20 protein-coding genes and 1 pseudogene are annotated in these 18791 nt (G+C 46.6%); 9 read left to right on the forward strand and 12 right to left on the reverse strand.

What is annotated here, in order from left to right:
• Positions 1 to 6 precede the first annotated feature (6 nt).
• Entirely contained in the window at positions 7 to 711 is a 705-nt protein-coding gene (locus tag BUA17_RS17410) for a hypothetical protein (RefSeq protein WP_139295681.1), read from the reverse strand.
• A gap of 207 nt (positions 712 to 918) precedes the next feature.
• On the reverse strand, positions 919 to 1086 hold the full coding sequence (locus BUA17_RS31240) for a hypothetical protein (protein WP_170867871.1): 168 nt from the start codon (positions 1084 to 1086) through the stop codon (positions 919 to 921).
• A 340-nt stretch (positions 1087 to 1426) separates the two neighbouring features.
• Between BUA17_RS31240 and BUA17_RS17415 the strand changes: the two genes are divergently transcribed.
• From BUA17_RS17415 to queF, 6 genes are all read left to right on the forward strand, one after another.
• A complete protein-coding gene (locus BUA17_RS17415) occupies positions 1427 to 1882 on the forward strand; it encodes a hypothetical protein (RefSeq protein ID WP_024632428.1) in 456 nt (151 codons plus the stop codon).
• 18 nt (positions 1883 to 1900) lie between these two features.
• Positions 1901 to 2605 (forward strand): AIM24 family protein, encoded by a 705-nt coding sequence (locus tag BUA17_RS17420; protein WP_063564567.1) that lies wholly within the window; start codon positions 1901 to 1903, stop codon positions 2603 to 2605.
• Positions 2606 to 2965: 360 nt separating this feature from the next.
• The gene (queC, locus tag BUA17_RS17425) at positions 2966 to 3655 is read left to right on the forward strand and encodes a 7-cyano-7-deazaguanine synthase QueC (RefSeq protein ID WP_072734460.1); all 690 of its coding nucleotides are present in this window, start codon (positions 2966 to 2968) and stop codon (positions 3653 to 3655) included.
• The gene (gene queD, locus BUA17_RS17430; RefSeq protein WP_064640203.1) at positions 3652 to 4143 is read left to right on the forward strand and encodes a 6-carboxytetrahydropterin synthase QueD; all 492 of its coding nucleotides are present in this window, start codon (positions 3652 to 3654) and stop codon (positions 4141 to 4143) included. The genes queC and queD overlap by 4 nt, the downstream gene beginning before the upstream one ends.
• Positions 4136 to 4888 (forward strand): 7-carboxy-7-deazaguanine synthase QueE, encoded by a 753-nt coding sequence (queE, locus tag BUA17_RS17435; RefSeq protein WP_072734400.1) that lies wholly within the window; start codon positions 4136 to 4138, stop codon positions 4886 to 4888. Before queD ends, queE begins: the two co-directional genes overlap by 8 nt.
• 123 nt (positions 4889 to 5011) lie before the next feature.
• Positions 5012 to 5503, forward strand: coding sequence for a preQ(1) synthase (gene queF / locus BUA17_RS17440; protein ID WP_072734401.1), 492 nt, complete (start codon positions 5012 to 5014; stop codon positions 5501 to 5503).
• A 146-nt stretch (positions 5504 to 5649) separates the two neighbouring features.
• Here queF and BUA17_RS17445 read toward each other — a convergent pair whose 3' ends face one another.
• Positions 5650 to 5862 carry a hypothetical protein gene (locus tag BUA17_RS17445; protein ID WP_072734402.1) on the reverse strand — a complete coding sequence of 71 codons (213 nt, stop codon included), beginning with the start codon at positions 5860 to 5862 and terminating at the stop codon, positions 5650 to 5652.
• A 217-nt stretch (positions 5863 to 6079) separates the two neighbouring features.
• Here BUA17_RS17445 and BUA17_RS17450 point away from each other — a divergent pair, with 217 nt between their 5' ends.
• Positions 6080 to 7348 carry an MFS transporter gene (locus BUA17_RS17450; RefSeq protein WP_072734461.1) on the forward strand — a complete coding sequence of 423 codons (1269 nt, stop codon included), beginning with the start codon at positions 6080 to 6082 and terminating at the stop codon, positions 7346 to 7348.
• A 323-nt stretch (positions 7349 to 7671) separates the two neighbouring features.
• Here BUA17_RS17450 and BUA17_RS17460 read toward each other — a convergent pair whose 3' ends face one another.
• The 7 genes from BUA17_RS17460 to BUA17_RS17495 form a co-directional block, all read right to left on the reverse strand.
• Entirely contained in the window at positions 7672 to 8517 is an 846-nt protein-coding gene (locus BUA17_RS17460; RefSeq protein WP_072734403.1) for an EcsC family protein, read from the reverse strand.
• Between the two features lie 201 nt (positions 8518 to 8718).
• Positions 8719 to 9699 (reverse strand): glycoside hydrolase family 43 protein, encoded by a 981-nt coding sequence (locus BUA17_RS17465; RefSeq protein WP_072734404.1) that lies wholly within the window; start codon positions 9697 to 9699, stop codon positions 8719 to 8721.
• Positions 9700 to 10409: 710 nt separating this feature from the next.
• Positions 10410 to 11831 (reverse strand): arabinan endo-1,5-alpha-L-arabinosidase, encoded by a 1422-nt coding sequence (locus BUA17_RS17475; RefSeq protein WP_072734462.1) that lies wholly within the window; start codon positions 11829 to 11831, stop codon positions 10410 to 10412.
• A 56-nt stretch (positions 11832 to 11887) separates the two neighbouring features.
• Entirely contained in the window at positions 11888 to 12730 is an 843-nt protein-coding gene (locus BUA17_RS17480) for a carbohydrate ABC transporter permease (protein ID WP_072734406.1), read from the reverse strand.
• Between the two features lie 26 nt (positions 12731 to 12756).
• The gene (locus BUA17_RS17485; protein ID WP_062324023.1) at positions 12757 to 13647 is read right to left on the reverse strand and encodes a carbohydrate ABC transporter permease; all 891 of its coding nucleotides are present in this window, start codon (positions 13645 to 13647) and stop codon (positions 12757 to 12759) included.
• 243 nt (positions 13648 to 13890) lie between these two features.
• Positions 13891 to 15231 (reverse strand): ABC transporter substrate-binding protein, encoded by a 1341-nt coding sequence (locus tag BUA17_RS17490; protein ID WP_063564577.1) that lies wholly within the window; start codon positions 15229 to 15231, stop codon positions 13891 to 13893.
• Between the two features lie 132 nt (positions 15232 to 15363).
• Complete coding sequence (locus BUA17_RS17495) at positions 15364 to 16323, reverse strand: arabinan endo-1,5-alpha-L-arabinosidase AbnA (protein WP_072734463.1); 960 nt, start codon at positions 16321 to 16323, stop codon at positions 15364 to 15366.
• Between the two features lie 351 nt (positions 16324 to 16674).
• Between BUA17_RS17495 and BUA17_RS17500 the strand changes: the two genes are divergently transcribed.
• Together BUA17_RS17500 and BUA17_RS17505 are read left to right on the forward strand one after the other, a co-directional pair.
• Positions 16675 to 17592 carry an ArsR/SmtB family transcription factor gene (locus BUA17_RS17500; protein ID WP_063564578.1) on the forward strand — a complete coding sequence of 306 codons (918 nt, stop codon included), beginning with the start codon at positions 16675 to 16677 and terminating at the stop codon, positions 17590 to 17592.
• A gap of 222 nt (positions 17593 to 17814) precedes the next feature.
• Positions 17815 to 18342 (forward strand): NAD(P)H-dependent oxidoreductase, encoded by a 528-nt coding sequence (locus BUA17_RS17505; RefSeq protein WP_170867872.1) that lies wholly within the window; start codon positions 17815 to 17817, stop codon positions 18340 to 18342.
• Positions 18343 to 18424: 82 nt separating this feature from the next.
• Here the strand turns inward: BUA17_RS17505 and BUA17_RS30645 are convergent, their stop codons facing one another.
• Both BUA17_RS30645 and BUA17_RS30650 read right to left on the reverse strand, forming a co-directional pair.
• Positions 18425 to 18541, reverse strand: coding sequence for an IS3 family transposase (locus BUA17_RS30645; RefSeq protein WP_280174362.1), 117 nt, complete (start codon positions 18539 to 18541; stop codon positions 18425 to 18427).
• Between the two features lie 3 nt (positions 18542 to 18544).
• Positions 18545 to 18791 (reverse strand): annotated as a pseudogene (locus tag BUA17_RS30650) (DDE-type integrase/transposase/recombinase); the annotation flags it as partial.

Raw genomic sequence — 18791 nt, forward strand, 5'->3', positions numbered from 1 at the left:
TTATCCCTATTCACCTAACATCGTTTTTCCGCGATTATGAACCATGGAATTAAAAGTAATCCCGTAATGGTGCCGAAGTTTCTCCAATATTTCGGCTTCCTCATAATAATCTAGATCCTGTTTGCGAGCCGCTTCAATTAACAAAGCATCTGCATGACGACGCAGCATATCACTGCCCTCTTGTGTACGGCCTCTTTCATAAGCACGCAAAGCTTGTTTAATTAGAGGAACTGTTTCGTTTAATTTGATTGTCTTCTCTACCTTGGGATCTTCCGGCTGACGCAGCATGCCCAGATGACTTGTATACTGAATATACAACTGTTCTCTGCGCAGCAGTACTCTCTGGCTTTGTTTCAACTTTCGCGTACTCCAATAAGCTGAACATACGGCACTTTTTCCTGATACACGCGGTCCCATGGCGAATTCGAGTAAGATTTGTTTACTCTCTCCCTTGTATACATCACCAAGTCTTAAAACCCAACCGATATCCGTTTCTTTGGAACGACAGCCGTAGATGCCCTTGAGCTGAATTCCAAATTCCGGTTTGAGCAAAAGTTCCAAGTCTCGTGACACAATTTTGGGTGCTATTTTCCTGAGTCTTTTGGCAGGGGCTCCGTTACGCCACTCCACCATCATATATACGGGGTCGGCTCCCCCTGTCGGTATGGCCTCTCTATTCCACGAATAAGATACTTCAAAGACTGAGTTCACTGGTAGTCTCTCCCCCGATTTATATGTATTATCTTCTAAGTTATCAGGGTAAATGGACACTATATTGTCACGGAACATATGTTCGCAGGAAATTTTTCCATAATATTAGTTTCTCATCCCTAAATCCGCGTAATTACGACAATAAACGACGAAAAAGCTTGGCAGTATGCCAAGCTTTTAGACCACTTTTATATGACAAGTCCTATCTTAAATCGTAGATGGATCAATTCCCATTTTGTGTAAACTTTGTACAGAATCAGGTTCTGTGATTGGAGCATAAGTAATACTGTCGATAATCAATTCACGCCCGATCGGCTCACCATTTACAGTGATCATAATCGTTTTGGTTGTTGCAGCTTGTTTAGTTGTGTACATACGTTTCTACCCCTTCGTATTCACGATCTTCATAAAAATCGGATATATTGTTTTCTCTCATTAAATTACAAATTTCGTTATTATGAATAGCAGGCACCCAGAGCTGAAGTAAAAGAATCATGTCAAGGCCGTCCGGAGTGCTGCCCTGTCCTTCTATTACCCCGACGTTCTTAAAATTAAACACTTGTCCACATGTATTGATTTATTCTCATATAGGGTAATTAAAACTATATCATCTTGAACCCATTGTCCCGGTTTTGACGTATAATGTAAGAGCCGTATTTCAACAAATGACGACAAAATCGGCAAACGATTATGTAACCGAAAGAAGGTGCCATTCATGCCAAAACCCATTCAGGGTTATTTCATTCGGGTGTTATTCACCACATGTGTATTGTTTACTGTTTCTTTGACTTCTACAGTCAGTGCAGCAAATGCCAATATATTCTCCGATATCTATAGTGGATGGGAACGAGTCTCCGAGCTACCTGGAGAAGTGAACGCCTTGCAGGAAAGCTATAAACAGACGCTGGAGCAGTTGAATCAGACCTCTGCCCAATTGGGACAAGCCCAGGCAAATGTCGAAGCATTCAAGGCCCAGAACGAGTTGTTGCTGGCACAAAACGAAAAACTGACCGACATGGTGAGCAAGCTGCAAAATGATCAGGATGCCAAAACGGCAACTGCCAAACGCATTCAAACGATGATTATCACAGCCGTTTCACTCATATTGGGATACTTTATTCTGATTCGGGTGATGCGCTGGGGAATGCGTCGCCGTTCTGGCCGAGTATAAAAGAACAGGAGCAACCGAATGCACATACACCTGAATAATGCCGAAGCTGGCGGAGCCGGACAAGTGGTCACGTTCTCGTTGATCCAGGACGACCGCCTGCATATTCTCCATCCCCAGCAAATTGTCGCTTTTCGCGGCCCAAGCAGCAGTCGCAATGATAAATTCATGAACATTTCGGGTATCTATCGCAAAAAAAAGCTCATCAAATCCGAAATTACCGGTCCTTGTCAATTTGTGGCCGCCCTGCCTCCCGGATTCACCATGAAGGAAGTTGAACTGAGTGAGAACAGCGATCTGCTGTATGACTTCCGTCACCTTTTCTTCTACTCCGACGGCGTCACGATGCACACCAAAATTCAGAAAATCAAAAACATGCTCATCACTCGGGATGCCGTGAAAATGAAATTTTCGGGCAAAGGCAAGATTGGATTGCTGACACAAGGTCAGGTCTGCCAACAGGAACTGCACCCTACCGCACCACTATACGTGGATGCAGGCAGTATTATCGCCTATCCTGAGAACGCGCAGCTGGAACTTACCGTATACGGGAACAACCTTGCCAGCCAGCATATGAACTATCATTGGAAGATGACAGGACATGGCTCTGTACTCTTTCAGGCCGGTCGTGAAAATCATAGACTGGAACAGGATATGAACGATGAAGGCTTATTTAAGCGAATTCTGAAGGAAGTCATTCCTTTTGGAAATGTATTGATTAAATGAATCCAGATGACGTTAGGCTCAGTTATAAATGGATTCTCATGGAAAGCATGCTCACCGTATTGGAAATGTGATATACTGTACCGGACAATTGAAGAAGAAAATCCATGCCTATGGCATGGGAGAGGTTCGCGAACTCCCTCTATAAGACTCGACCTTCATTAAGGTCAATAAGTCTTGCGTACATTTTAGGTAACAACGTACGTAAAAAACTAAGGACACTAGATCGTCCTGCTTTTTTGAAGCAGCCTACGAGAAGGTGTGTTTTTTGATGGATGCCAGTTCATGAACTTCTCTGTTCTTCCGACACTCTGTGCCTATGTGCATGGATTGATCTTAAGAAGATGGAGAGGTTTTTTTATGTTGAACGAAGAAAAAGCAGTCGTTGTATTTAGCGGCGGTCAGGACAGTACAACTTGTTTGTTCTGGGCCAAACAGCAATTTGCCGAGGTTGAAGTGGTTACCTTCGATTACGGCCAGCGTCACAAGCTGGAGATTGAATGCGCCGCAGAGATCGCTCGCGATCTGAGTGTACAGCAAACGGTACTGGACATGAGTTTGTTAAACCAACTCGCGCCTAATGCACTCACCCGTACGGATATGGAGATTACGCATGAAGAAGGCGAACTGCCAAGTACGTTTGTCGATGGACGGAATCTGCTGTTCCTCAGTTTTGCAGCCATTATGGCGAAGCAAAAAGGGGCTCGTCACCTCGTCACAGGTGTATGCGAAACGGATTTCAGCGGATACCCGGATTGTCGGGATTCGTTTGTAAAGTCGATGAATGTTACGCTGAATCTATCGATGGACTACCCATTTGTCATTCACACCCCACTGATGTGGCTGGACAAAGCCCAGACGTGGAAAATGGCGGATGAGCTCGGTGCCTTCGATTATGTGCGGGAGCGCACACTGACCTGTTATAACGGAATTATCGGCGATGGCTGCGGAGAATGTCCTGCCTGCAAACTGCGCAAAGCCGGACTGGATCGCTATCTGGAGCAACGCACTGATTCTACTACTGTTGGAACTCCAGGAGCGGACGTACGATGAGAGAACCGGGAACATTTCGTATTGTGGAACGGTTGCAGCGGATTGGAGAAGATATCCTTCCTGCCCAGCTTCGCTATCATCGCAAACGTGTGCTTGTCAGCAAGGAGTTTACGTTTGACGCTGCGCATCATCTGCATTGTTATGAAGGCAAGTGCAAGAACTTGCACGGACATACGTATAAAGTTGTTTTTGGCATTAGCGGTTACCCGGGTGAGACCGGACTGACTGTTGATTTTGGACATATCAAGGATATATGGAAAACACAAATTGAAGGGTATCTGGATCATCAGTATTTGAACGAAACCCTTCCCCTCATGAACACAACTGCTGAAAATATGGTCGTCTGGTTGTTCGAGCAGATGGAGCATGCCTTGCAAACCGAACCGTATGCTGCACTTACCGAGGGTGGTCGAACAGAGTTTGTCCGCTTATACGAGACGCCGACCAGTTACGCTGAGGCCAGACGGGAGTGGATGATCGATGAGTAGTGTGGAACGTAGCATAGAGGCTCGTATTCCTGTGATGGAAATCTTCGGCCCGACGGTTCAAGGTGAAGGCATGGTTATTGGGCAGAAAACGATGTTCGTTCGAACCGCGGGCTGCGATTATCGCTGTTCCTGGTGTGACTCGGCCTTTACTTGGGACGGCAGTGGCAAGGACCTGATCCGAATGATTACGCCGGAGGATGTGTGGGAGGAATTGCGCCGCGTTGGCGGCTCACGCTTCTCTCATGTGACCATCTCAGGCGGAAATCCTGCCCTGCTCGCTTCGCTGGGCGGATTGGTTAAGCTGCTTCGGGAGAACGGCATCCGCACCGCGGTAGAAACGCAGGGCTCTCGTTGGCAGTCTTGGCTGGGGGACATTGACGAAGTCACCGTCTCGCCCAAGCCTCCCAGCTCAGGAATGAACACCGACTGGGCTGTGCTGGATGATCTGATCCACCGACTGGCTGTTCGCCCGGTGGAACGAAGTCACAGTCTGAAGATCGTAATTTTCGATGAAGCAGACTTGGACTATGCCCGCCGTGTGCATGCACGGTATCCGGGCACCGATTTATTTTTGCAGACCGGGAACCCGGATGTCACTTCTGCTGATACGCCAGATCTGGCGTCTTCGCTGCTTGCTCGCTATGAATGGCTGATTGATCAAGTCAGTGCATCCGATGATCTGAACAACGTTCGTGTGCTGCCACAGCTGCATACCCTTGTGTGGGGCAACAAACGCGGCGTCTGATGGGCTATATGGGTGGAATGGGCGGCATGATTTAATTTTGGGAACATACTAAGGCTAAGATGGCCTATCATATATACCGGTCAGCTTCGTGCGTCGCCGGAAATAAGGAGCGTTTACGAATCCATGAGACAACCTGATGAAATGCAAGATCTAACGTTGCTGGGTAACCAGGGCGTAAAATATACGTTTGAATATGATCCAGGTATTCTGGAAAACTTCGATAACAAACACCCGTACCGGGATTATTTTGTCAAATTCAACTGCCCGGAGTTCACCAGCCTGTGCCCGATCACGGGTCAGCCGGACTTTGCAACGATCTATATCAGATACATCCCTGATGTGAAAATGGTGGAGAGCAAGTCACTTAAGCTGTACCTGTTCAGCTTCCGCAACCATGGTGATTTCCACGAGGATTGTGTGAACATCATCATGAACGACCTGATTAAGCTGATGGACCCACGCTTCATTGAAGTATGGGGCAAATTCACGCCGCGCGGCGGCATTTCCATCGATCCGTACACCAACTACGGTAAACCGGGCACGAAGTATGAGCAAATGGCCGAGCACCGCATGATGAACCATGATATGTATCCAGAGACGATAGATAATCGTTAATTTGGTAGATACATCAATTATGCTTTGTATAAAATCATAGAACACACAAAAGCCGAAATCTTCTATCTGAAGAAGTTCGGCTTTTGTTTTTTTGTATGCTATGGAACGTGAGCGTTTGCAACCAATCGTATGGATTGGACTAGCATTCAAGGGTTACTGTCTTCCTTCAGTTCTTTCACTTTTTTGATGTAATGTCTCAGCATAAGTACACCTATAGATTGAACAACCACAAAAAATCCGATAGCAAAGTACAGAGACGTCGATGCAACATAGATAGCCAGAAAAGTCATGACTGCCATATATAGAATGGTCATTGTCAAATTACGTTTGGCAAGAACATATGGTGATAGCGATTTCATATGGATCAGTCCTTTATCATTTCTGATTTAGTAGAACTTTAATAGTAGATTCTTTAAAGTATATCAATAGTTTACATTAAAATGAGAACGTTAATTTCCCCTGTTCCCCTTGTCGACCTTTCAAATCTGTCCTATTATGTAACAATATGCTTAGGCACATCACATCATCAGGCGCTGATCCCTCGTGACCGCGACCAAAGGAGAACTGTTCATGTCCATGCAAAATTCATTATCCAAAGACGCCGCTGCGCGTTCGAAAGCTCCACCCGGGTTGGATGCTCAAGGTACCGTTTATCGGATCTTAATTGCCATCAGTCTGGTCCATTTGTTCAACGATTCAATCCAATCTGTCATTCCTGCTATTTTTCCAATTCTGAAAGACTCCATGCATCTCACGTATACACAGATCGGATGGATTTCGTTTGCAATAAACTTTACTGCGTCCATTATGCAGCCTGTTGTAGGCTATTTTGCTGATAAAAAACCGACACCCTCCATTCTGCCCATCGGCATGGGCTTTACGTTTACCGGTATGCTATTGCTTGCCTTCGCCGACAGTTATATGGCCGTCCTGATTTCCGTCATCTTTGTTGGTCTCGGTTCGGCGGCATTCCATCCAGAGGGTTCACGGGTATCCCATATGGCCTCAGGGCCTCGTCGAGGTCTGGCTCAGTCGATCTTCCAGGTGGGTGGTAATGCCGGTCAGTCTCTGGCCCCATTGCTCACCAGATGGATTTTCATCCCGTTTGGGTTGTTCGGTGCCATCGGATTCACGGGCATTGCAGCTGCGGGAATCGCGGTTCAAATCTACATCGCTCGCTGGTATGGACGCATGCTGCAATCGGGAGGATATTTGCGCAGACAGGCGGCAGCTCGTCGTGCACCCAATCCAGCATTACGTAAAAAGATTGCTGCTGCAATAACCATTTTGATTCTGCTTGTCTTTGTCCGTTCGTGGTATGTCGCTTCGATCGGCAGCTTCTATGCGTTTAACCTGAAGGATACATTTAACTTGTCCACAGAGGACGCACAGATCTATATCTTCCTGTTCCTGGCGGCTGGGGCTCTTGGTACGTTCTTTGGTGGTCCACTGGCGGATCGCTTCGGTAAACGTAACATGATCTTCCTGTCGATGGCCGGGGCCGCTCCACTGGCGCTTCTGCTGCCTTACGCCAATTTGTTCTGGACAGCCGTGTTGCTGAGTATTATTGGGTTCATCATGTTGTCCAGTTTCTCGGTGACCGTTGTGTATGCGCAAATGCTGATTCCAGGCAAAATCGGAACCGTCTCCGGCCTGATTACTGGTCTGGCATTTGGTATGGGCGGTCTGGGAGCACTCGTGCTGGGGAACTGGATCGACGTGTTCGGCGTATCTCCAGTTATGCAGATGTGCAGCTTCCTGCCACTGATCGGTATCTTCACCTTCCTGCTTCCATCGGATAAGTTGCTGAACCGCTGGGCTGAAGAGAACGGTAGCGAAGAATAAGGAATATAGACATTCAGCCACTTGAAAAGGGGTTTTCGCCTCAATCTGGTTTAGTCATAACTCCTCAAGTTAGCAATAAAAAAAGATAAAAGCGGCGACCTTTTCCCGAAATTCCATCGGGGAGAGGTCGCCGCTTTGTGTAGAAATAGATTTTTAACGATATGTTCTGTATGTGGAACATTATGAGAGAATATTTCCTCCATAGTGTATACTGCTGGATGTTCAAAGCTCTCGTAAACTATGTTGTTGCGGTTTAAAAGATCATAGAAACCTTGTTTGTTTAACATGTAAATTCATCTCTTCCAGTTAAGTTTTCTGTAACATTATTTCAAACGCTGAAGAATGAGCCGTTTTTTGTACAGCATTTTTCCGGCTTCCGCAACATCACGAATCGTATTTTTGTTGCTTACCGAACCGAATACCATACCGGCAATCGGAATAAGCTGAAACAGCTTTTTCCAACCAAACGATTCACTGTAGGAATTAAAAACCTCCCGCCAGCCCTGCATTTGAGAGATAACCTCAACCTGCTTGTCCGGATTATCGTAATCGGCGAGTTCATCCATTATTGCTTTTTTGCCCACAATATCGGCAGAGGAGAATTGCAGACATTTGACGATAAATATGCGCTCTTGAGGTTCGTCAGGATCATATCCGTAGCATAGCGCCATCTCCTGCAGCACCTTCAGGGAAAGCCCCATCACCATCGGAATATCCGCCGCAATCGTTACAATGCCGCCGATACCTGTTGCGGCCCCTTGTGCAGCAGCAAACCTCGTTCGACTGTCCGTAATGTTATCAGCAGTGCGATCCAATACTTCAAGCGGTAAACCTTCCACACTGTGGATTTTCGTCGTATCTCTTGCCTCTTCATCCTGTTCATCGTAAGAGGTATCGGCCTTCATGGAATAACCGGATTTGGTCGCTTCCTCTCGGAGCAGCTCAGCTACCTTCTTTTTCTGAACGAGAAATTTCCCACCATTCTGCACATACTGACCGACTTCGTTCAGCGAGTCTCCAATCTTCTGTTTCAGCGCTTTGGGCATAACTTTATCCAGCATGGCAAATGGCAAACGTCCAATTTTGTCCCAAATAAACAAGTCCTTCTGCCCTTTTTCCCATTTTAAAATCTGTTCCAGCTCCCGGTCCAATGTCTCGCGTGAATCCATATATGGCCTCCTAATATTATGTGTATAGTGAATTGTATACTCCTCATACGCATTGGTCACGGGATGGTTGCTAATATGCAGACCCTCGTATCCGTCTTTATGTCTTCAAGTCTCCCTTCTCAATGTGTACATAAGTAAAAGCCCCTAATCAGCATGGCTCGCTGACTAAGGGCTTACTATATTAAAACTTTAGCAGTATTATTATTTCGCTTCAGCCGCAGCCTTCCCATCTGGAACAGGGACTCCAAAGTCAGGTGTGCCATCTTCGTTCCAGCGAATAACCTGCGCGCGGGCGTGACGGTTTGGATCATAGAGAGGATCTCCCTCGATGTCCTTGTAGTTTCGTGCGTGATAGATCAGAATATCTGTTTTGCCGTCCGGTGATACCGTAAAGCTGTTGTGACCCGGACCATATTGACCATTCGCTTCACACGTTTGGAATACCGGCTTAGGCGATTTCATCCAGCTCGCTGGATCAAGCAAGTCGGCATCTTCATCCGCAGTGAGCAAACCCATACAATAATTATAGTCGGTCGCACTCGCTGAGTAGCCAATGAAGATCCGCCCATTGCGATGCAACACTGCTGCCCCTTCGTTTACCTTGAAGCCGATGATCTCCCAATCATATTCCGGTGTAGAAATCATGACCTGCTCACCACGGAGAGTCCACGGATTTTCCATTTCGGCAATGTACAGGTTGGAGTTACCCGGAATGTCCGGGTCCTTTTGCGCCCATACCAAATAACGGGTACCTTTGTGTTCAAACGTCGTTGCATCCAAGGCAAACGTCTCCCAACGCGTCCGAATCTGTCCTTTCTCTACCCACGCGCCTTCGAGCGGGTTGGCCGAGTCATTTTCCAGCACATACATGCGGTGGTCGAAAAGGCCCTCATTGGTTTCGCTGGTATGGGCTGCAGCGTAATGTATGTACCATTTTCCATCGATAAAATGAATTTCAGGTGCCCAAATGTTGGCACTCATCGGTCCTGTATCATGTTTGTGCCACGCCGTTACCGGCTCGGCATCTCTCAACTCTTCCAGGGTTTGTGCACGCCGAATCTCAATCCGGTCAAAGGCTGGCACCGAAGCTGAGAAATAATAGTACCCGTCTGTGTGACGGTACACCCACGGATCAGCTCGCTGCTCCAGGATGGGATTGGTAAATGTAATGGAATCAGTCATGGGAATGCTCCCCTTTCAAATGTGTGTGTATGGCTCGGAGTGAAGATTTGAAAACAGTTGATGGATAAAGTGCAAAGACTATTTTGCTGGTGCATCGCGGACGCTTCGGGGGTGGCAGGGCCTTGTCGCTCTCTTGTCCTCCGATTTCTTTTTCCCCACCGCTCTTGGCGGTTGAAATCGGATGCCAAAGACGCTCCTTCGGCTCCTTCCTCCCCCTTCGCTGCTTGTGCACCTTAAAAGCAACAGCTTCGCTCTAACCGCGCTCGCTGGAATCAAATCTAACTCCGAGCCATCAGTGTGGCTCTGTATCTATGGGGTCGCCCGCTTCGCTCAGGCGACTCTCCCCACTGAATGCATGGCTGGCCTTTTTTCTCGGGCCAGCTCTTGGTGCACCGCGGACGCTTCGGGGGTGGCAGGGCCTTGTCGCTCTCTTGTCCTCCGATTTCTTTTTCCCCACCGCTCTTGGCGGTTGAAATCGGATGCCAAAGTCGCTCCTTCGGCTCCTTCCTCCCCCTTCGCTGCTTCTGCACCTTAAAAGCAATAGCTTCGCTTCCACGCTCGCTGAACTAAATCCAACTCCGAGCCATCGGTGTGGCTCTGTATCTATGGGGTCGATCGCTTCGCTCGGGCGACTCTCCCCACTAAATGCTTGACTGGCCATAAGCTCGGGCCAGCTCCAATTCCAAACTTCGAGCCATATCTACGGCTCTCTATTTCTCCGCTGCGCTAATCTGCTTACCCCAGACGGCAATGCCATGGTCGTTCAGGCCGGTAACTACAAGCGCAGACTGGCTTCGCTCCCAGTCCCAGGACGGGAGCAGCTTGAGCTCCTCTGTGGAAGCTCCGCCCCACGGGCTTTCTTTCCACTCCAGCGTCAGTGTTTGTTTGCCGTCAAACGTCCATTTGCCTGAACCGTTTTCGCTTTTCACTTTGCCGTTGGCTTGCAAAGTGTAAGGCACTGCCTGCACCTGTCCGTCCACCGATGGGTCAACAGCCAGGCCTTCCCACTCCCCGGCGATCATCGACTTCGGAATGTCCTGTGCATACTCACCTGCATAACGTTCCGGTGACACAACAGGCCAGCCGTCCTTGGTCCACAGCATTTTACGTACATGCAGATACGGCCAGTTTTTATCGGTCTCACCTCTCGCATGATGCACGATATAATAATCGTCTCCATCCTTAAGGACGGAGTTATGTCCAGGTGCAACCCAGCCCTCACCTTCGGTGAAGCGATAGCCACCCAGAATTTTGGTTCCGACTTCGTATTGAGGCAGATGCTCTGTATCCAGCATGTTCATGCCATTTACATCCGTGTAGGGGCCTGTAATCGAATCAGCACGGGCTACACGCACGTTATAATCTTCGAATAAAGAATCATACGAGACGAATAAATAATACTTTTTGAACTCCGGGTTATACACAATATATGGCCCCTCCACCGCACCTTCTTCCGTAGCACGATCACGGGCGGCAATGCGTGTACCATACCCCTCTTCCTTGAACTTTCCGGTTTCCGGATCGAGAGGTGAAATGTATATCCCATCAAAAAAGGAACCGTAGACCATCCACGAATTGCCTTCGGCATCCAATACCGGATTGGCATCGATGGCATTTAACTTATCCTTTTCGTTCTCAGATGTTTTAACAACCAACCCTTCATCTGTCCAAGGACCCTCTGGGGACGAGGATGTCTGCAAACCAATAGAAGAACGCGTACTACCAAAAGATGAAGCCGAATAATACATCCGGTAGGTGTCACCAACCTGAATCACATCCGGTGCCCACAGATTTACTGCCCCAGTCCAATCGAGGGCTTCCTTCGGAATACCCGGCAAAGCCTGACCTACCCATGACCAGTTGATCAGATCATCCGATTTGCGTACCATGACGCCGGGTTTCGCTTCTCCTGCTACACGAACATCGGTCGAATAAACGTAATAGCCCTGATCTGTTTTGATAATGGCCGGATCATGCGCATTGTTCACCGTCCAACGGGATTCGTCGTCCAGAATGGAGGTGTCATACAATTGGGTATCTTGGGGAGTCTCAGGAAAGACCGGCGGGGACACCGCTTCCCCTGCTCCTTCTCCAGAACAGCCTGTAGCCCCAACCAACAACAGCAGCAACATCGAAGCAACAACTCCTTTTCCTGAATTCGTCCACCCGCGGAATGTTCTCCGCAGATTCATCCTTTCACTCCAGAGATTGCTACCGATTCAATAATCTGTTTCTGGAAGATCAGGAAGATGATCAATACCGGCAACAGCGCAACAATGGACGCTGCCATAATTAGCGGGTAATCCGTCTGGATCGCATATGTGGCATTGAAGTTTGCTATAACGAGCTGCAAGGTCTGTTTTTCAGGTGAATTCAGATAAATAATTGGTGCTAGATAATCGTTCCAGATGCCCATGAACCAGAGAATCAGCTGAGCTGCAATCGCCGGTTTAATGAGCGGAAACGTAATGCTCGAGTACAGTCGGAAATAGGAGCTGCCATCAATTTTCGCTGCTTCAATAATGGCATCAGGCACACTAAGCAGGTATTGACGAAGGAAGAAGATCATGACGACGTTACCAAATAATCCTGGAACAATAAGCGGCAGCAGTGTGTCCACCCAGCCCAGCTTCGAGAACATGATGAATTGCGGAATCATGACTGTCGGATACGGAATCATCATCGATGCGAGCAAAGCTAGAAACATTTTGTTTTTATGCGGAAATCTCAATTTGGCAAAAGCAAAGGCAGCGATACTTGACGTAAACGTCCCGACAACGGTAACACTGACCGCCACGATCAAGCTGTTTTTGACCCCGCTGAGTAACGGACCTGCTTCCCAAATTTCCTTATACTTTCCGAATTGGAACACTTCAGGTATCCACACGGGCGGAAGCGCGAACACATCCTGCTTCTCCTTCACGGAAGTGGACAACATCCAGATCAGTGGTGCAATCATCGCAATAGCACCAAGCGCCAAAACGATAAAAATGATAGAGTTTGTTAATTTCCTCTTTTGACTGTAAGACATCTCCGGTTCACTCCTTTCCTAGACCATTAATCCCCATCATAGGCTGATTTTTCGTTCATTTTGAATTGCACCAAGGTAATGACAAAAATGAAAATACCAAGAATCATGGCCATCGCAGAGGCATAACCCATTTGCAGGTTGCTGAATGCTTTCTGCCAGATGTAGAAGACAATGGATGCGGATGAATATTCAGGACCACCCGTAGGGGTCATAATGTTCATTTCGGTGAAGATTTGGGAACCACCAATAATGTTTGTAACAACGAGGAAAAAGGTAACCGGCTTCACCATTGGCCAGGTGATGTTGCGGAAGATCTGGAACCCGTTTGCTCCATCCAACTCAGCCGCTTCGTAATATGTACGTGATACACTTTGCAGTGCAGCCAGATACAATAACATCGTATAACCTAGACCTTTCCACACCGTCATAATAATCAGGGCCGGTTTAACTGTGTCTTTGTTTGCGAGCCAGTTAGGGCCTTCAATACCGAATAGATCAAGGAATTGGTTCACTAATCCGTAATCCCCGTTGTACGCCCAGTTCCACATGATGGACACCGCTGCGAGGGAAGAAATGACCGGAATATAATAGATTACACGGAACGTCGTTGTGCCGGGGATTTTACGATTCAGACCCATCGCCAGCAGCAATGCGAGCAACAAACCAATCGGGATACCCAACATCAGATAAAAGGTGTTGAACATCGCTTTGTAAAACAAATCATCCGTGAGCAAATCCTTAAAATTGGCTAAACCGATAAAGTTCATCTGTCCCAAGCCATCCCAATCCGTAAACGAACCGTACAAGGAATAAAGGAAAGGGAACAGAACAAAGATCAGCAAACCAAGAACCGGAGGCAAAATAAACAAATATCCGTACAGCCTCTCTTTGCGATACAAACTAGATTTTGTAATCACTGCGCTCACCCCTGTTTCTAATATCAGCATGTTGCATGAATCGATGGATGCCTGCTTGATCAATTCATGCAACATGCCCGTATGGAATCCAAAAATGATGCCAGCAGCGTTAATAGCAGGCTGCTGGCACCGGCTTTTTTTGAAAACGGAATCTACTACTCATCCATTTGGCGTAGGCTGATTCTCTCTAGAACCTATGTTTCAATCTTTCCAGCCACATTTTTTCAGCATTTTATAAAATGCTTATTTCTGAGATTTCTTCTCTTGTTCTACTGCTTTGTCTAACAGCTTTTGCATTTTCGGCTGCTGCTGTTTCACATAGTCTGCGGCTGTAATTTTGCCATCCAATACCGGCTGAATGTCAGTGAAGAACAGGTCATACCATTCCGCATTGTACGTGTAGTTCCCTGGAAGAGAACGGCCATAATCTTCTACGATATCAATGAATTCCTGTTTATTGGCTGGTTTCGTTGAAGTATCTTTGGCCCATTCGTCAGCCATGTCGAGAAGATTCGGAATTTGCACTTTGGCATCAACCAACTGCTGCATGCCTTCTTTGGAAGCTGTGAGGTAATTCACCAACTCTGCGGCTTCTTCTGGATGTTTCGTTTTGGCCGATACACCGATACCCAGTGAACCGATCCACGTTGCGGATTTACCCGTAGAGCCCGCAGGGAAAGGCAGTAAATCATATTCGAAAGGCAGTTTCTCGAATGTACTCATATCCCATGGACCTACTGGGAAGAAAGCCATTTCTCCTTTCATCCAGCGTTGGTACGTATCCAATGTCTGCGCTTCCTCAATAGAAGGCGTGATTTTGTATTTATTTTGCATGTCCGCAAAGAACTGCAATGCTTCCGCGAATTTCGGATCATCAATGGTTACCTTTGTTTTGCTATCATCCAACCAGTCTGCACCATTGCTCCATACGAAGGACTGCAGCGCCCATTGTACGTTGAAGCCTGTACCAAATACGTCCGGTTTACCGTCTCCATTCGTATCCTTGGTCGCTTGTTGGTTGACCTTGATGAATTCTTCCCATGTGTAAGGCTTGTCCTTATCAGGGAATGGGATGCCCTCTTTTTCAAATAATGTCTTGTTATAACCGAGTGCAAACGGACCCAGATCTTTCGGCATTCCGTAGATATCGCCCTGACCTGCCATTTTGCCATCATAGCGATACAAGTCCAAACCATATTTCCAGATGTTATTCAGATCTACATCCGCATTATTTTCAACGTAAGGTGTCAGATTCATCAACACATTGCTGTTCACATAGGCTTTAATATCGCCAGGGTTAAAATAGAACACGTCCGGCAAGCTGTTGCCTGTAATGGCAGCTCTCAATTTGGTTGCGTATTGATCCGCAGCTGTAACGATAATTTTAACTTTGACACCTGGATGCTCTTCTTCGAATTTCTTAACAACGGCTTGATATGCCTTCTGTTCATCCGTGCCGCCCCGGAACATAAATGTCAATTCCTTGTCCCCGCTTGAACCGCTGCTTCCTCCGCAACCCGCAAACACGAGTGCACTTACCAGCATTAGAAGCATAAGTGTGACTAAACTCTTTTTCTTTACCATCTGAACCCCTCCTGATCTGGATTTGTAACCGTATTCAATTAGGTGAAATAAGATTTCTGTTGTTAAATTTATCAAATCCAGATCACTTTAGTCAATACTTTATTAAAACATTTTATATTTATTTAAAACAAATCAGTACGTTGGCCATCCGCTGGAATCCCACAGCAAGTCGTTGATTAGTAATTTCGGATTGCCGTTATCGTCAGCATCGTAAGCGTGGCGCGCAATCACATTACCGTTATACACATCCTGACCGCCCGGTCCTTTCCACTTGGCATTCCCCGAATCCAATATGGTTCCGCCGCCATTCAACATGTTCACACCGTTTTTGTCCACATACGGACCTGTAATACTCGTTGAACGTCCATAGACCATTTTGTACGTGCTATTCACGCCCTGGCAGCAGGAATCAATCGAGGCAAACAAGTAATAATAACCATTACGGTATACAATACTTGGTGCTTCGATGGCCCCGCCATTATTCGGACGCGCCGCAATGGAGGAGATGCTTCCAGTCGGTTTCATCGTGGTTTTGTCGAGCTTCACAATCTTCAGACCGCTCCAGAAAGAACCGAAAGCGAGCCACGGGTTGCCTGAAGCATCGATGACCAGATTCGGATCAATAGCGTTATAATCGTTGGCGGTTGTGGTTTGAAGCACTAACCCCTCATCCTTCCACTGGCCTGCTCCAATGCTGGTTGCAGACGCAAGCCCGATCGCCGATCTGTTGGAGCCAAAGGTAGAGATAGAGTAATAAAGCCACACTTTTCCGTTATACTGCTCAACGTCAGGTGCCCATACATCCAGACCACTCTGTCCCGGAACGGCAGAGGCCCACCAGGATGGCTTGCTCAGAAAAATCTGCGGAACGCGGTACCATGAGGACCCGTTATCCGATTTCAGTACCTGAATGCCAGCACCGGTTGAAAAGGTATACCATGAGCTGCCTTCTTTGATGATGGATGGATCGTGGACGGCAATATCGCCGGTCAGATTCCAAAATGCCGCGAATGCCCTGGACTGGCCCGCCAATAGCAAAACAAGTACAACCAGTGCAGGTAATGCCCAACGTTTCTTCCTGAATCCTGTCATTCCTTTGAACTTTTCCAAACCGAATTCCACCTCTCCTGATCAAATAGTTAATTTGGTTCATGAAGTATTAAATCAATTTAGGTATACTAGGATTATAAAAGCGGTTACATTACATTTCAATGGTATATTTCAAATATATATGAAATGATTTAAGTTGTTTTTTAAAGTAAATATTCAAAATTTTATGAATAATACGCTCATTTATGCTATGTATACAAGGGATTCGGCTTTCTTTTCTCGCCCTTCCCTTCCATCCGGTAATCATTTATAATTATCTAAAACAAACCATATAAATGTGCAGAAGCCTGGATCAGAAGGGCTTTGTTCAGAACGTGGAAAGGAAAACCACCTATGATTTATATTAAAGATCTGATGTCTGGCGTTAATATTTTCAAGGCACTCAGTTCGGAAATCCGAATCCAGATTATTGAGTTGCTTGCCAAGAACCAGAGTCTTAACCTCAATGATCTCGCAACCAAACTGGGGCTCAGCAATGGCGCCATTACAATGCATATTAAGAAATTGGAAGAAAGCGGCCTGATTGAGATCAATACTGCGGTTGGCAAACATGGAATTCAGAAGATTTGTTATCTCAATGAGGAAAAACTAATGGTAGACCTGCGTTCACAGGAGATTTTTAACCGATACGAGGTTGAAATTCAGGTAGGTCATTATAGCGATTATCAGGCAGCTCCTACATGTGGTCTCGCTACCCGAGACAGCATCGTCGGTGAGTTCGATGATCCGCGTTACTTTGCTGATCCGCTCCGTATTGATGCGGAGATGATTTGGCTGGCCGAAGGTTATCTGGAATATCGCATTCCCAACTACCTTAAGCCTAACCAGACGTTCAGCGAAATCCAGTTGTCCATGGAATTGGGTTCAGAAGCACCAGGTTTTTGCGATAACTACCCTTCGGATATTTATTTCTACGTCAACGGCATCGAGATTGGCTGTTGGACGAGTCCAGGAGATTTTGGCAATACCCGAGGTACGTTCAATCCAGACTGGTGGCCACCACATCTGAATCAATACGGGATGCTGAAGCTGATCCGCATCACCCAAGAGGGCAGCTATATTGATGGATGCCGCATCTCCGATGTTACTCTGGACCAGATTGGCCTGGATTACAAAAGCGATATCCACTTTCGAATCGCTGTAACGGACGGACCAGTGAACAAACGGGGATTGACGATCTTTGGTAAAAATTTCGGCAATTACGGCCAGAACCTGCTTGCGCGTGTACTCTATAATGTGCAAGAGGAATAGATCAACGAATAGACATTGTCATCATAAAACAAAGCATTAAAACAGCCGTCAGTTGAGAAACTGACGGCTATATTCATTTCTTTCACCCAATCTCGCCAAGATGTTCTTCAGGAAGGGTGCTTACCTTGAGGTAAGTACATGTACTAAAAGTGCGTACTTACATCTCGGCAATACTCCCTTTATACTCAAGAAACATTATAGCTTAGGGAGGAAGAATTCATTTTGAAAACACTTGTCATCGTAGCACATCCCAACCTGGAAACGTCGGTCATTAACAAACGATGGATAGAAGAACTCCAACAATATCCGGAAAAATATACGATACATGAACTATATAAAGTTTACCCTGATGGACGTATTGATGTGCAGCAAGAACAGCAGCTTATTGAAGCTCATGACCATCTGGTCCTGCAATTTCCGTTTTATTGGTTTAGCAGCCCACCTCTCCTTAAACAATGGCTGGATGAAGTTTTTACGTATGGCTGGGCTTATGGCTCCAAGGGCGACAAATTGCAGCAACGCAAAGTCGCCTTGGCCGTATCTGCCGGAATCAAAGAGGCAGATTACACGGAAGAGGGCAAATATCGTTATACCCTTGGACAACTATTATCTCCTTTTGAGACGACCTTCCTTTACTGCGATGCGGATTATCGATCATTTTTTGCCTTCTACGGGGCAGAACACGAGCCTGCGGCAAATGAATTGGAACAAAGCGCACAAAACTATTTACGTTTCATGGATAACCTATAATACTCACTCCAAGCAGATCAAAAAAGCAGTATCTCCGTGGTCATAGCCCCGTCAAGTAGACAATAAAAAAAGAGAAATTCCATTAAGCGGCGACTTTTTCCCTGAATTCAATCGGGGAGAGGTCGCCGAGTTTGTTTTGGAAACGTTCCTTGTTGTAAAACAAAATATACTCTGTAATTCGGTTCCTTGCTTGCTCCAGATTCTAAGGCTTCTCCAAATACAACTTCTCTGTCTTTAAGTGGGAGAAGAACGACTCAATACATGCATTGTCATAGCAGTTCCCACGCCGAGAATGGCTTCCTGTTAGCTTCTTCTCTTCAAGCAACTTGGCATAGCTCTGTGTTGTATACTGGAACCCCTGGTCGGAATGGAGCAAGGTAGGTCCACATTTTAGTTTCTTCACCGTGTCCATAACGAGTTTTAAGTCATTTCGCTCGGATAGTTCCCAA

Origin of the sequence: Paenibacillus sp. ov031 (assembly GCF_900143165.1) — a bacterium.
GTDB lineage: Bacteria > Bacillota > Bacilli > Paenibacillales > Paenibacillaceae > Paenibacillus > Paenibacillus marchantiae.

Excerpts from the sequence above, each read along its gene's own strand:
- BUA17_RS31240 (WP_170867871.1), bottom strand. The coding sequence starts at position 1,086 with ATGTACACAACTAAACAAGCTGCAACAACCAAAACGATTATGATCACT.
- BUA17_RS17415 (WP_024632428.1), top strand. The coding sequence starts at position 1,427 with ATGCCAAAACCCATTCAGGGTTATTTCATTCGGGTGTTATTCACCACA.
- BUA17_RS17420 (WP_063564567.1), top strand. The coding sequence starts at position 1,901 with ATGCACATACACCTGAATAATGCCGAAGCTGGCGGAGCCGGACAAGTG.
- queD (WP_064640203.1), top strand. The coding sequence starts at position 3,652 with ATGAGAGAACCGGGAACATTTCGTATTGTGGAACGGTTGCAGCGGATT.
- queE (WP_072734400.1), top strand. The coding sequence starts at position 4,136 with ATGAGTAGTGTGGAACGTAGCATAGAGGCTCGTATTCCTGTGATGGAA.
- queF (WP_072734401.1), top strand. The coding sequence starts at position 5,012 with ATGAGACAACCTGATGAAATGCAAGATCTAACGTTGCTGGGTAACCAG.
- BUA17_RS17445 (WP_072734402.1), bottom strand. The coding sequence starts at position 5,862 with ATGAAATCGCTATCACCATATGTTCTTGCCAAACGTAATTTGACAATG.
- BUA17_RS17450 (WP_072734461.1), top strand. The coding sequence starts at position 6,080 with ATGCAAAATTCATTATCCAAAGACGCCGCTGCGCGTTCGAAAGCTCCA.
- BUA17_RS17460 (WP_072734403.1), bottom strand. The coding sequence starts at position 8,517 with ATGGATTCACGCGAGACATTGGACCGGGAGCTGGAACAGATTTTAAAA.
- BUA17_RS17465 (WP_072734404.1), bottom strand. The coding sequence starts at position 9,699 with ATGACTGATTCCATTACATTTACCAATCCCATCCTGGAGCAGCGAGCT.
- BUA17_RS17475 (WP_072734462.1), bottom strand. The coding sequence starts at position 11,831 with ATGTTGCTGCTGTTGTTGGTTGGGGCTACAGGCTGTTCTGGAGAAGGA.
- BUA17_RS17480 (WP_072734406.1), bottom strand. The coding sequence starts at position 12,730 with ATGTCTTACAGTCAAAAGAGGAAATTAACAAACTCTATCATTTTTATC.
- BUA17_RS17490 (WP_063564577.1), bottom strand. The coding sequence starts at position 15,231 with ATGGTAAAGAAAAAGAGTTTAGTCACACTTATGCTTCTAATGCTGGTA.
- BUA17_RS17495 (WP_072734463.1), bottom strand. The coding sequence starts at position 16,323 with ATGACAGGATTCAGGAAGAAACGTTGGGCATTACCTGCACTGGTTGTA.
- BUA17_RS17500 (WP_063564578.1), top strand. The coding sequence starts at position 16,675 with ATGATTTATATTAAAGATCTGATGTCTGGCGTTAATATTTTCAAGGCA.